This window comes from Actinospica durhamensis, from assembly GCF_018139695.1.
GTDB classification, from domain to species: domain Bacteria; phylum Actinomycetota; class Actinomycetes; order Streptomycetales; family Catenulisporaceae; genus Actinospica; species Actinospica durhamensis.
In genome coordinates this window covers 1-11,791 of sequence record NZ_JAGSOG010000266.1, presented here as the reverse complement: position 1 = coordinate 11,791, position 11,791 = coordinate 1, and the positions used below count along the sequence as shown (strand labels likewise).

Genomic DNA, 11,791 nt, shown 5'->3' with positions numbered 1-11,791 from the left:
CCTGGGGGACGGCGGCGTGCTCGTCCGGGGGGAGCTCGTAGAGGTCCTTGTCGACCGGGGCGAGCGGCTCGATCTTGTTCTTGATGCCGTCGAGGCCGGCCATGAGCATGGCGGAGAAGGCCAGGTACGGGTTCGAGGACGGGTCAGGGACGCGGAACTCGATGCGCTTGGCCTTGGGGTTCGAGCCGGTGATCGGGATCCGGATGCAGGCGGAGCGGTTGCGCTGGGAGTAGACCAGGTTCACCGGGGCCTCGAAGCCGGGGACGAGGCGGTGGTAGGAGTTGACCGTCGGGTTGGTGAAGGCCAGCAGGCTCGGGGCGTGGCGCAGCAGGCCGCCGATGTAGTAGCGGGCCAGGTCCGACAGGCCGGCGTAGCCGATCTCCTCGTAGAACAGCGGCGAGCCGTCCTTCCACAGGCTCTGGTGGCAGTGCATGCCCGAGCCGTTGTCGCCGAACAGGGGCTTCGGCATGAAGGTGGCGGTCTTGCCGTGCGCCCAGGCCACGTTCTTGATGACGTACTTGAACAGCATGATGTCGTCGGCCGCGGCCAGCAGGGTGTTGAACTTGTAGTTGATCTCCGCCTGGCCGGCCGTGCCGACCTCGTGGTGGGCCCGCTCGACCTCGAGGCCGACGCCCTGGAGCGCGATCACCATCTCGTCGCGCAGGTCGGCGAAGTGGTCCACCGGCGGGACCGGGAAGTAGCCGCCCTTGTAGCGGACCTTGTAGCCCTGGTTGCCGCCCGGCTCCTCGCGGCCGGTGTTCCACCAGCCCGCCTCGGAGTCGATGTGGTACATGCCGCCGTTGACCTTGGTCTCGAACCGCACGTCGTCGAACACGTAGAACTCGGCCTCGGGGCCGAAGTACGCGGTGTCGGCCACGCCGGTGCCCTTGAGGTAGGCCTCGGCCTTCTTCGCCACGTTGCGCGGGTCGCGGGAGTACTGCTCACCGGTCAGCGGGTCGTGGATGAAGAAGTTGATGTTGAGCGTCTTCTCCCGGCGGAACGGGTCGAGCCGGGCCGAGGTGACGTCCGGCACCAGCTGCATGTCCGACTCGTGGATCGCCTGGAAGCCGCGGATCGAGGAGCCGTCGAACATGCAGCCCTCGGTGAAGAACCGGGCGTCCACGGTCTCCGCCGGGACGGTGAAGTGCTGCATGACGCCCGGCAGGTCGCAGAAGCGGACGTCGACGAATTTGACGCCCTCGTCCTTGAGGTACTTGGAGACCTCATCGGGGTTGGTGAACATCCATCCTCCATCTGCCGGGCCTCCGCGTCGCCTCCGACAGGGGGGCCGCTCGGCGCTGAGCTCGCTGTCCGAAAAGCTATGGTGGGGCGGTTTCCCACGGGTATCCGTGGAGTTTCTGCAATGTTACGCAGCTGATCAGCGGGCTGTCGGGCGAGGCATGCAGTCTCGCGTGGCACGCGGGACGAGCGGTCTGCCCGCCCCTGCCCGAGCGGTCCGCCGCCCCCGCGCGCGGGGGTTTCAGCCGCAGGCGCTAGCGTGGAACGTATGACTGACCGGACCACGGCTGCGGCTCGCGCGAAGGCCTCCTCGAAGGCCTCCGCCACGGCCTCTTCGAAGGCTACCGCGCCCGCGCCCTCCGGCCCCTCCACCCGCGCCGCACTCGGCGGCTGGCTCGAGGGGCCCAACCTGCACGACGGTGTGGCGGGCGCGTACCGCGGCGAACGGCTCGGCCTGCCGGAGAACGGCCCGGGCTCGCTGGCCGGGCAGGGCCGCAGGCTCGGCGCGCTCGTGGTCGACTGGGGGCTGGCGCTGCTGGTCACCCGCGCGTTCGGCTGGCACTCCTCGACCTCGCAGGGGCAGTGGGGCGTCATAGCGATCTTCGCGGCCGAGCACCTGCTGCTGATCTCGCTGCTCGGCTACACCATCGGCAAGCGGATCTTCGGACTGCGCGTGGGCAAGCTGGGCAGCCCGCTGACGCCGCTGAACGTGGTCATCCGCACGGTGCTGCTGCTGGTGGTGGTTCCGGCTGTGATCTGGGATCGGGACGGGCGCGGCCTGCACGACCGGCTGGCCGGCACGGTGGAACTGCGCGGCTGAGGGCGTTGCGCGGCTGAGTGCCGAGTGCCGAGTGCCGGTAAACGGCACGACAGACGGTATGACAAAGGCCCCCGACACGACTGGGAAGTTGTGTCAGGGGCCTTTTCTCGTGCTTGAACGTCTGGAAGAGCTCGCCTAGCGCTGGCCGCCGCGCTGCATCCGCGCGCCCTTGGGCAGCGGACCCTTGGGCATGTTCGCCATGGGGCCGGTCTTGGACGCTATGGCCTCGAGCCGCCGGCTGTACTCCATCGCCTGGGTGCTGGTCAGCTGCTGCTTGCGGTAGGCACGCTTGGCCAGCAGCTGGACGAGCTTGTTCAGCGGGACCTGGCCGGCCTCCTCGTCCGGGCCCACCACGATCTCGTCGACCTTCACGTCGGGACCGAGGTAGCGGGCGACGGCCTTGCGCTCGGCCGAGACCAGCTGCTTGGTGCGCGCCGGGTCGCCCTCGGCGATCAGCACGATGCCGCCGCGGCCGATCAGCCGGTGCACGGCGTCCTGCTGCCGGTTGACCTGCACGACCGGGGTCAGCGCCCAGTTCTTCTTGATCCGCCGGTCCGACTCGATGACCGAGTACGCGGCGCCGGGCTGCCCGTCGATCTGCTTGTACTGGGCGCGCTGGACCCGGCGGTTGAGCGTCATCGTGGCCGCGAGCAGCGCGCCGATGATGCCGAACACGATGCCGAAGACCAGGCCCGCGATGGAGCCGCCGAACAGCAACAGGAAGAGCAGCAGGAACACCACGACGCCGACGCCCAGGCCCCACCCGAGCAGCGCGACCGTGAGCTTCGAGTCGAGCTTCTTGGTGAGCGTGTAGGCATAGCGCAGCTGAGCCAGCCAGCCTGAGGGCGGCGGCGTGAGGTCTTCGGGGGACGGGTTGGCCATAGAAAGAAGGATACGATCCCGGACCCGCCCGTTCCTAACCCGATCGGGTTTATCGACGCTCGGGGGTTGTCACGGGCGCCGACGGGTGTCCGATACGCGTGCAGAGCGGGCGGGCGGTGGGCCAAGAGCCGGCGCGCGGCGGGCGGCGGAAGGGCCGGAAACCCGCCCGGCCCCGCCTACCGCCCGAGCTCGAGACGCCGAACCCGCCGGGCCGCACTCAGCCCCGCGGCTGCTCCGCGTCCAGCGCCGCCTCGGCTTCGGCCCGCTGCCTGGCCCGCTCGCGGTCGCTGAGCACCGAGGCCCAGGCGTTGGCGCGGGCCACGTCCATCGCGTCGCCGCGGAAGACCAGGCGTTCCACCGTGGTCAGCACCCGCCGGGCGGCGGCGCGCCGGCCGGAGGGGCGGGTCGCGGCGGACGCGGTTCCCGCCGCCACGCCGCTCGCCGCCGCCATCGTCGTTGTCGTCATCTGCAGCCGTACCCCCAAGTCTCTTCTCGGTGGCGGTGCCGCCCGCACCACGCGGTACAGCCCACCCTCGACACCATGCGTTACCGGTCGGCCTTGCTTTGGTAACCGCAGCGTAAATCCTCAGACCGCAGTCGGCTGCTCGACACGCGCCTCGATCGCCTGGCGGTAGAGCCGTCCGGCGCGGTACGACGAGCGCACCAGCGGCCCGGACATGACGCCGGAGAAGCCGATCTGCTCGGCCTCCTTGCGCAGCTCCACGAACTCCTCCGGCTTGACCCAGCGCTCCACCGGGTGGTGGCGCGGGGACGGCCGCAGGTACTGCGTGATCGTGATCAGCTCGCACCCGGCCTCGTGCAGGTCGCGCAGCGCCTGCGAGACCTCCTCGCGCTCCTCGCCGAGGCCCAGGATCAGGTTCGACTTGGTGACCAGGCCGTCCTCGCGGGCCCGCCGGATCACCTCGAGCGAGCGCTCGTAGCGGAACGCGGGGCGGATCCGCTTGAAGATCCGCGGCACCGTCTCGACGTTGTGCGCGAGCACCTCGGGACGCGAGGAGAAGACCTCGGCCAGCTGCTCGGGCACCGCGTTGAAGTCCGGGATCAGCAGCTCGACGCCGGTGCCGGGCACGGCGGCGTGGATCTGGCGGACCGTCTCGGCGTAGAGCCAGGCGCCGCCGTCGGGCAGGTCGTCGCGGGCGACGCCGGTGATGGTGGCATAGCGCAGGCCCATCGAGGCCACCGACTCGGCGACCCGGCGCGGCTCGTCCCGGTCCAGATCGGCCGGCTTGCCGGTGTCGATCTGACAGAAGTCACAGCGGCGGGTGCACTGCTCGCCGCCGATCAGGAAGGTCGCCTCGCGGTCTTCCCAGCACTCGAAGATGTTCGGGCAGCCGGCCTCCTGGCAGACCGTGTGCAGACCCTCGTCCTGCACCAGCTGGCGCAGTGCGGTGTACTCCGGGCCCATCTTGGCTCGGGTCTTGATCCAGGACGGCTTCTTCTCGATCGGGGTCTCGCTGTTGCGGACCTCGAGGCGAAGCAGCTTTCGGCCTTCTGGGCTCACCGTCGTCACCGGAACACGTCTCCTCGCAGTTCAGATACCAACATAAAGCCTAACCGCGCTCAGGCGGCCGCGGCGGACGTGCTCGTGACCGGCACGGGGTCGGCGGACGCGGGCACGGCGGGGGCGGCGGAGCCCTCGGCCGGCTTGCGCACCCGGTCGGTGGCCGCGCCCTTGGGCTCGGTCAGCAGGTACAGGTGGCGCTCCACGATCGGGACCACCTCCTCGACCGTGACCCGGCGCCCGAGCTCCCGGCTGAGCGTGGTCACGCCCGCGTCGGCGATGCCGCACGGGACGATCCGCTGGGCCCAGCCGAGGTCGTTCTCGCAGTTGAGCGCGAAGCCGTGCATGGTCACGCCCTGGGCGAAGCGCAGGCCGAGCGCGGCGACCTTGCGGTCCTGCTCGCTCTCGTCCTTCGCCGGGACCCACACGCCGGACCGGCCCTTGACCCGCTCGGTGGCCAGGCCCAGGTCGGCGCAGGTCTCGATGATCACCTGCTCGACCCGGCGCACGAAGTCGACCACGTACACGCCCTCGGGCAGGCGCACGATCGGGTAGCCGACCAGCTGGCCCGGGCCGTGCCAGGTGATCTTGCCGCCGCGGTCCACCTCCACCACCGGCGAGCCGTCCCACGGCCGGTCCTGCGGCTCGGTGCGCTTGCCGGCGGTGAAGACCTCCGGGTTGTGCTCGAGCAGCATCACGGTGTCCGCGCCGGTATCGGCCACCCGCGCGGCGTGCAGATCGCGCTGGGTCGCCCAGGCGCTTTGATATTCGACCCCGTCGGCGCCGAAGCCGGCGTGGATGATTCTGAGTTCTCCCACCGTTCCAAGGTACGACACGCGCGGAGGGCGACCCCGGCGCGCGAGGCTTCACGCGTCCTTCAGGCATCGTTCGGTGCAGCAGCACTTGTGATCTCGATCACCCCGATGAAACCCTGTCCGGTATGGGGACGCTGCAGTCACTGTTGCGGATGCCGAGCGGTCGACGGGGCAAATGGGTGGTACTCGCCATCTGGCTGCTGATCGGCTTCTTCGCCTTCGGCACCGCGAGCAAGCTCTACAACGTCGAGCAGAACAACGCCGACGCCTATCTGCCGCACAGCGCGCAGTCCACGCAGGTGCTCGACTACCTCCAGCACGCCCCGGGAGCGCCGGCCAACAGCGACGCGGCCACGGTGCTGTACGTGAACGAGGCGGGCATCGACGACGCCGCCCGGGCCCGGGTGAAGGCGGACGTCGCGGCGTACCAGGCCACCGTGCCGGGGCTGTCCGGCCCGGTCGTCGCGCTGGCGCCCAGTACGGACGGCAAGGCGCTGTCCGTGCAGATCCCGGTGGAAGTGCCGATCTCCGGGAAGGTGAACGGCAAGGCCTACGACTACAACCCGGCTCTCGACGCGATCAACAAGGTCGCCCAGCCGAGCGGGAAGGTCGAGCAGGGCTCGCTGAGCGTCTACGTCGGCGGCGGGTACGCCCTGAACGCCGCGGCCAACAGCGCGTTCAACGGGCTGGATACCAAGCTGCTCTTCTTCGCCGGAGCGGTGGTGGTGCTGATCCTGCTGCTGACCTACCGCTCACCATTCCTCTGGCTGTTCCCGCTGGTCTGCGGGCTGTTCGCGCTCCAACTCGCGCAGGCGATCATGTACGAGCTGGTCCAGCACGCGAACGTGGTGGTCTCCGGCCAATCGGGCGGCATCCTGACCGTGCTGGTGTTCGGCGTGGGCACGGACTACGCGCTGCTGCTCGTCGCCCGCTATCGCGAGGAGCTGCACAACTACGAGGACAAGCACGACGCGATGCGGATCGCGCTGGGCCGCTCCAGCCCGGCGGTCGTGGCCTCGGCGCTCACCGTCATGCTGGCCACGCTCGGCCTGCTCGTCTCCCAGCTCGCCTCGAACGTCGGGCTGGGCAAGATCGGCGCGATCGGCGTGGCCTGCTCGCTGCTCGCGATGACGACGCTGCTGCCGGCACTGCTGGTGATCGTGCCGCGCAAGGTGTTCTGGCCCGCGGTGCCGCGCTTCGGCGAGGAGGCGCACCCCAGGATCGGCGTGTGGGGACGGGTCGCCGGGCTGATCAAGCGCGGGCCGCGGCGGGTGTGGGTGCTCACGGCGCTGCTGCTCGCGGTGCTCAGCCTGGGGCTGCTTGACCTGCACTCGGGCCAGATCCCGATCGCGCAGTCCTTCAGCGGCACGCCGTCCGCGGTGGCGGCGCAGCAGCAGATCGACAAGCACTATCCGGAGGGCGGCACGGAGCCGGTCCAGGTGCTGGCCAACGCCTCGGCCGACGCGCAGGTGACCGCGATCCTGAAGGCGGATCCGGGGCTCGCGCCCAACGCCGAGGGCGGCTTCGTGGTCGCGCCGCTGGGCGAGAAGAACCTCTACAACGTGGCCATGGCCGAGGCCGCGGACAGCCCGGCCGCGCGCGACACCGTCGACCGGCTGCGCACCGAGCTGGGCAAGCTGCCCGGCGCCGACGCGCTGGTGGGCGGGACCACGGCGGTGAACATCGACGTGGAGGCCTCGGCCGAGCACGACCGCAACTGGGTGATCCCGATCGTGCTGGCGATCTCCTTCGTCATCCTGATCATCCTGCTGCGCGCCCTGATCGCGCCGCTGCTGCTGCTCGGCAGCGTGATCCTCTCGTTCCTGGCCGCGCTCGGCGTGGCCGCGTTCATCAGCCAGGAGCTGTTCAACCGGCCGACCGAGGACAACAGCTATCCACTGTTCGTGTTCATCTTCCTGGTGGCGCTAGGCATCGACTACAACATCTTCCTGATGACGCGGGTGCGCGAGGAGACGCTGAAGCTGGGCACCAGGCCGGGCATCCTGCGCGGGCTGACGGTCACCGGCGGGGTGATCACGAGCGCGGGCTTCGTGCTGGCGGCGACGTTCGCGGTGCTGACCACGCTGCCGCTGACCCAGTTCCTGCAGATCGGGTTCGCCGTCGCGTTCGGCGTGCTGCTCGACACGCTGCTCGTGCGCACGGTGCTGGTCCCGGCATTGTGTTACGACGTGGGCCCGTCGATCTGGTGGCCCTCGAGCCTGGCCCACCGCACGCCGCCGCAGGCGCAGGAACGGGACGCGGTGACGACGGACGCGTGACTGTGTGCTAGATCGCGGCTTGCTCGCCAGGCAGCCTTGGGGACGAAAAGCGTGTCCCCAAGGGCCTCGCCGCGCCGCGAGACTGTGGGGCCCGACGACCTCGTCGCCGTCAGTACTTCGCGCCCGGGTGCGCCACGGCCAGGCCGGCCGCCCGGGCCGCGGAGACCAGGCGCTTGTCGTAGGTGACGAAGTGGGCCAGCCCCTCGCCGGAGGCGCTGGCCAGGATCTGGGCGGTGGCGAGGTGGATGGCGTCGAGGGAACGCAGCAGAGGCTCCGGGTAGGCCGCCGCGGTCTTGCGGATCTCGGAATCGATCTCGATCCGGGTGACGCGGCGCAGGACCGAGGGGACCAGGGGCAGCGCGCCGGGCTCGTTGCGGCGCAGCGCGCGCACCAGTTCGACCTCGAGCAGCGCGCTGGAGACCAGTTGCGTTCCGCGCCGTGCCGCCAGCCAGGAGACCAGTTCCGCGGTCTCCGGCTCCACATGCGTGAGCTTGATCGCGGCACAGGTGTCGAGATAGATCACCAGCGCTCGTCCTCGTCGCGCTGCTGCGCGTAGAGCTCGGCCGTGTTCACGGTCGGATCACCGATCACCGGCGGCATGGTGAACGGGCTGGTGTCGGTGGCCTCCACCGCCCGACCCTCGCGCACGAGGTCCAGCAGGTAGTTGTCCGTCCGGTCCAGCGGCACAAGTCGGGCCACCGGCTTGCCACTGACGGAGATCAGCAGTTCCTCGCCCGTCTGCACGCGCGCGAGGACCGCGCTGGTGTTCTGGTTGAGTTCCCGCACCGGGATCGTCGTGGTCATGGACCAAGTGTAGTACACAACGTCCTACGCGTCACGACGTGTGATTTCGCCCATCGCCGCGTGCTCACATCGCCGCGTCCTCGCGCCGGCGCAGGTCCGCGAGCACCGCGTCCGCGGCGCGGGCCGCCGAGGCCAGCGCGCCCTCGACGTTCGGCAGGCCGCGGTGGTCGCCGCAGACGTAGAGGCCGCCGATCAGGCGGACCGGGCGGGCGAAGTTGTACGGGGCGTCGAGGGCGGGCACGGCCCGCTCGTGGTGGCTGATCTGCACGGTCTCGTAGCCGCGCGAGGCTACGCCGTGGATCCGCTCGAGCCGGGCGAGCACGGTGCGGTCGAGCGTGTCGAGCTCCTTGCCGTCGTGGCCGGCGACCACGGTGCACACCAGTTCGCGCCCGGCCGGGGCGCTGCCCACGGCGACGCGGCTGTGCAGGGTGGTGCGGCCCACGGGCGAGGAGCCGTCGCCGTCGATCAGCACCGGGACGGCGGCGCCGAGGCCCGTCGGCGGAAGCTGCGCGCTGTCCACCGCGTGCCAGAGCGTCGTCAGGGACCGCATCCGCGGCTCGTGCAGGCCCGGGAACAGGGTGGCCGCGGCGGCCGGCTCGGCGGCGACCACCACGGCCGAGGTGCGCAGCAGGCCGGCGTCGGTGGCCACCCGGTCGGCGTGCACCTCGTGCGCGCGGGTGCCGAGCAGGATCCGGTCCGGGCCCAGCCGCGCCGCCAGCAGGTCGATCAGGGCGTTGAATCCGCCCTCGGGTACCGCGAACCGGCCGCGCACCAGCAGCCGCAGCAGCCAGTCGGCGCCGCGCCGGGAGGCGGCCAGGTCCTCGTCCGCGCTCAGGGCGGTGAGATAGCGGCGCAGGAATCCGTCCACCAGCACGGGGGAGTAGCCGCGGGTGGTGAAGCACTCGGCGCTCGCCTCCTCCGGACCGGAGAGCGTGGCCTCCAGCGGGCTGCGGGCCAGCCGGTAGAACTGCTTGGACAGCTCGGTCTTGTCGCCGACGGTGCCGATCGGGGCCAGCAGCGTCGCCATCGGCTGCTGCGGCCGGTTGGGCGCGGCGCCGAAGCGCAGCGCGCCGTCCGGGGTGGCCAGGCGGATGCCGGGGGCGAAGGGGTGCAGGGTGAGCCGGGTGGTGCGGGCCGTGGGCAGTTCGGCCAGCTCGCCCAGCGCGGGCCAGCTCGTGTGCGCCAGGTGCCCGCCGCCGAGCCGGAAGCCGCCCACGCGCTCCTCGCGCGCCCGGCCGCCGAGCGCCTCGTCCGCCTCGACCAGGGTGATCTCCAGGCCGGCCGCGGCCAGTCGGGCCGCGACGGCGAGCCCGGATAGCCCGCCCCCGATGACTACCACGTCCGCGCGCATCCACGCTCCCGCGACGACTCGATTTTCGCCCGACGATGACGACCATTGGAAACACGCCGTGCCGGTGCGCTTCGCGCGACGCAATGGCGGTGGTCTCCGAGCCGAATCGGCCCGACGAACCCCTACCCGGAAATACCGTACAGATTCCGCGGGAAAAGCCCAGCGGGGCGTGCGACGATCTTTCGTCACACGCCCCGCTGAGTCGGATCGCGGTGCGCTCGGGCGAATTCCGGCCAATGCCGGAAGGCGCGCTTTACAGGCCGCTGGCGAACGCGTACGGCGCCGGCGCCACGACGGTGCCGAGGTCCAGCTGGATCACCGCGTGCGAGCTGAGCGTGATGTCAGCGGGGTTGCCGGTGTACTTCGTGCCGTTGACGTAGGCGGTCACGTTGCCGGTGTGCGTGCCGATCTGAGTGGCCGAGAGGGTCTGGTTCCACTCGGCGAAGAACTGGCCCAGCTTGTAGGTCTGGGTGGTCGGCGACTCGATGTGGATGACACCGGAGTCGTCGTGGGTGTGCAGGTAGTAGAACGCCGCACCGCTCTCGACGAATTCGCCGCCGTTGCCGTCCGAGGTGGTGCTCCACGGCTGCTGGATGCCGATGCCGTAGGGAACGGTCATCTGCTTGCCGTTGACGTAGATCGCGAGGTGCGCGTGGATGTGATAGGCGGTCTGCTCCATCGAGTTCACGCCCACACCGTCTATCACCTGGCCGTCGAGGCCGGTCCACACCGGCGCCAGCAGGTTCGACTCGCCCGTCTGGCTGCTCGCGACGGAGGCGGCCTGGTCGGTGTGGTTGCGGCTGATGTTCAGCAGCACGAGCGCGACCACGAGGACGGCCACGAGCACGCCGGCACCCGTCCCGAACATGACCTTCCGCCGCTTCTCCGCGCGCGCCATCGCCGCCTGCTTGGCGGCCAGTTCGGCTCGGCGCTCAGCGGCGAGCTTCTTGTTCCCCTGCGTGGCCATGCTTCTCCTCGGCTGCAACCCAAACTCGTCGCACCACGATACTGACGCCGTCTGAGAGAAGGGCAAACGAAAGGCGCCCCGTGATTACGATTTGGTCACGAGGCGCCTTTCGGGCGGTGCGCTTACGGTAACGAAGCGGCCTACAGGCCGAGGTCCGCCTCGAAGTTGCCCTCTTCCAGGCGGGCCTTGATCGCGCCCAGGAAGCGGGCCGCGTCGGCCCCGTCCACCAGGCGGTGGTCGTAGCTCAGGGCCAGGTAGACCATCGAGCGGACCGCGATGACCTCGCCCAGCACCGGGTCGCTGACCACGGACGGGCGCTTGACGACGGTGCCCGTGCCCAGGATGCCGACCTGCGGCTGGTTGATGATCGGGGTGTCGAACAGGGCGCCGCGCGAACCGGTGTTGGTCAGCGTGAACGTTCCACCGCTCAGGTCGTCCGGGGAGACCTTGTTGTTGCGGGTGCGGTCGGCCAGGTCGGCGATGGCCCGGGCAAGGCCCGCCAGGTTCAGGTCCCCGGCGTTCTTGATGACCGGGACCATCAGGCCCTTCTCCGAGTCCACGGCGATGCCGAGGTTCTCCGAGCCGTGGTAGGTGACCGTGCCGGCCTCGGTGTCGATCGAGGCGTTGACCTGCGGGTACTGCTTGAGCGCCTCGATCGCCGCGGCGGCGAAGAAGGGCAGGAAGGAGAGCTTGACGCCCTCGCGCTCGGCGAAGTCCTTCTTGGCCCGGTCGCGCAGGCGGGCGATGGAGGTCACGTCCACCTCGACCACCGTGGTCAGCTGCGCCGAGACCTGCAGCGACTCCACCATGCGCTTGGCGATGACCGCGCGCAGGCGGGAGAGCTTCTCGGTGCGGCCGCGCAGCGGCGAGACGGCGGCCGGCGCGCTCGGGGCGGAGGGCTTGGCCGGGGAGGCCGCGGGCACGACCGGGACCAGCGCCTTGGCGGCCTCGATCACGTCCTGCTTGATGATGCGTCCGCCGACGCCGGTGCCGGTGACCTTGTTCAGGTCCACGCCGCTCTCCGCGGCCAGCTTGCGCACCAGCGGGGTGACGTAAGGGCCGGGGCCCTCGTCGCTGTTCGCGCTGCTCAACGTGGCGGGCGCGGCCGGGGC

12 protein-coding genes are annotated in these 11,791 nt (G+C 70.5%); 2 read left to right on the top strand and 10 right to left on the bottom strand.

The features are described from left to right. Nucleotides 1-1,243, bottom strand: a 1,243-nt coding sequence (glnA, locus tag KDL01_RS33315) for a type I glutamate--ammonia ligase (protein ID WP_212532665.1), incomplete at its 3' end; no start/stop codon positions are given. Between the two features lie 264 nt (nucleotides 1,244-1,507). On the opposite strand from glnA, the gene KDL01_RS33310 reads away from it, so the two are divergent. Beyond that, nucleotides 1,508-2,059 carry an RDD family protein gene (locus KDL01_RS33310; RefSeq protein WP_212532664.1) on the top strand — a complete coding sequence of 184 codons (552 nt, stop codon included), beginning with the start codon at nucleotides 1,508-1,510 and terminating at the stop codon, nucleotides 2,057-2,059. Nucleotides 2,060-2,194: 135 nt separating this feature from the next. Here KDL01_RS33310 and KDL01_RS33305 read toward each other — a convergent pair whose 3' ends face one another. From KDL01_RS33305 to lipB, 4 genes are all read right to left on the bottom strand, one after another. Then, nucleotides 2,195-2,941: a DUF4191 family protein gene (locus KDL01_RS33305; RefSeq protein WP_212532663.1), complete on the bottom strand. Its 747-nt coding sequence runs from the start codon at nucleotides 2,939-2,941 to the stop codon at nucleotides 2,195-2,197. Between the two features lie 217 nt (nucleotides 2,942-3,158). Next, nucleotides 3,159-3,407 (bottom strand): hypothetical protein, encoded by a 249-nt coding sequence (locus KDL01_RS33300; RefSeq protein ID WP_212532662.1) that lies wholly within the window; start codon nucleotides 3,405-3,407, stop codon nucleotides 3,159-3,161. 120 nt (nucleotides 3,408-3,527) lie between these two features. Continuing rightward, on the bottom strand, nucleotides 3,528-4,472 hold the full coding sequence (lipA, locus tag KDL01_RS33295; protein ID WP_212532661.1) for a lipoyl synthase: 945 nt from the start codon (nucleotides 4,470-4,472) through the stop codon (nucleotides 3,528-3,530). Nucleotides 4,473-4,522: 50 nt separating this feature from the next. After that, the gene (lipB, locus tag KDL01_RS33290) at nucleotides 4,523-5,281 is read right to left on the bottom strand and encodes a lipoyl(octanoyl) transferase LipB (RefSeq protein ID WP_212532660.1); all 759 of its coding nucleotides are present in this window, start codon (nucleotides 5,279-5,281) and stop codon (nucleotides 4,523-4,525) included. A gap of 122 nt (nucleotides 5,282-5,403) precedes the next feature. On the opposite strand from lipB, the gene KDL01_RS33285 reads away from it, so the two are divergent. After that, on the top strand, nucleotides 5,404-7,557 hold the full coding sequence (locus tag KDL01_RS33285) for an MMPL family transporter (protein WP_212532659.1): 2,154 nt from the start codon (nucleotides 5,404-5,406) through the stop codon (nucleotides 7,555-7,557). A 109-nt stretch (nucleotides 7,558-7,666) separates the two neighbouring features. On the opposite strand, the gene KDL01_RS33280 is transcribed toward KDL01_RS33285, so the two are convergent. The 5 genes from KDL01_RS33280 to sucB all read right to left on the bottom strand — a co-directional run. Next, nucleotides 7,667-8,080, bottom strand: a complete 414-nt coding sequence (locus tag KDL01_RS33280; RefSeq protein WP_212532658.1) for a type II toxin-antitoxin system VapC family toxin — start codon at nucleotides 8,078-8,080, stop codon at nucleotides 7,667-7,669. Beyond that, on the bottom strand, nucleotides 8,077-8,361 hold the full coding sequence (locus KDL01_RS33275) for a type II toxin-antitoxin system Phd/YefM family antitoxin (RefSeq protein ID WP_212532657.1): 285 nt from the start codon (nucleotides 8,359-8,361) through the stop codon (nucleotides 8,077-8,079). The genes KDL01_RS33280 and KDL01_RS33275 overlap by 4 nt, the downstream gene beginning before the upstream one ends. 64 nt (nucleotides 8,362-8,425) lie before the next feature. After that, on the bottom strand, nucleotides 8,426-9,712 hold the full coding sequence (locus KDL01_RS33270; RefSeq protein ID WP_212532656.1) for an FAD-dependent oxidoreductase: 1,287 nt from the start codon (nucleotides 9,710-9,712) through the stop codon (nucleotides 8,426-8,428). A gap of 253 nt (nucleotides 9,713-9,965) precedes the next feature. After that, nucleotides 9,966-10,679 carry a hypothetical protein gene (locus KDL01_RS33265; RefSeq protein ID WP_212532655.1) on the bottom strand — a complete coding sequence of 238 codons (714 nt, stop codon included), beginning with the start codon at nucleotides 10,677-10,679 and terminating at the stop codon, nucleotides 9,966-9,968. Between the two features lie 140 nt (nucleotides 10,680-10,819). Further along, a partial coding sequence (sucB, locus tag KDL01_RS33260) for a 2-oxoglutarate dehydrogenase, E2 component, dihydrolipoamide succinyltransferase (protein ID WP_212532654.1) occupies nucleotides 10,820-11,791 on the bottom strand: 972 nt, incomplete at its 5' end.

Excerpts from the sequence above, each read along its gene's own strand:
- KDL01_RS33310 (WP_212532664.1), top strand. The coding sequence starts at position 1,508 with ATGACTGACCGGACCACGGCTGCGGCTCGCGCGAAGGCCTCCTCGAAG.
- KDL01_RS33305 (WP_212532663.1), bottom strand. The coding sequence starts at position 2,941 with ATGGCCAACCCGTCCCCCGAAGACCTCACGCCGCCGCCCTCAGGCTGG.
- KDL01_RS33300 (WP_212532662.1), bottom strand. The coding sequence starts at position 3,407 with ATGACGACAACGACGATGGCGGCGGCGAGCGGCGTGGCGGCGGGAACC.
- KDL01_RS33285 (WP_212532659.1), top strand. The coding sequence starts at position 5,404 with ATGGGGACGCTGCAGTCACTGTTGCGGATGCCGAGCGGTCGACGGGGC.
- KDL01_RS33275 (WP_212532657.1), bottom strand. The coding sequence starts at position 8,361 with ATGACCACGACGATCCCGGTGCGGGAACTCAACCAGAACACCAGCGCG.
- KDL01_RS33270 (WP_212532656.1), bottom strand. The coding sequence starts at position 9,712 with ATGCGCGCGGACGTGGTAGTCATCGGGGGCGGGCTATCCGGGCTCGCC.
- KDL01_RS33265 (WP_212532655.1), bottom strand. The coding sequence starts at position 10,679 with ATGGCCACGCAGGGGAACAAGAAGCTCGCCGCTGAGCGCCGAGCCGAA.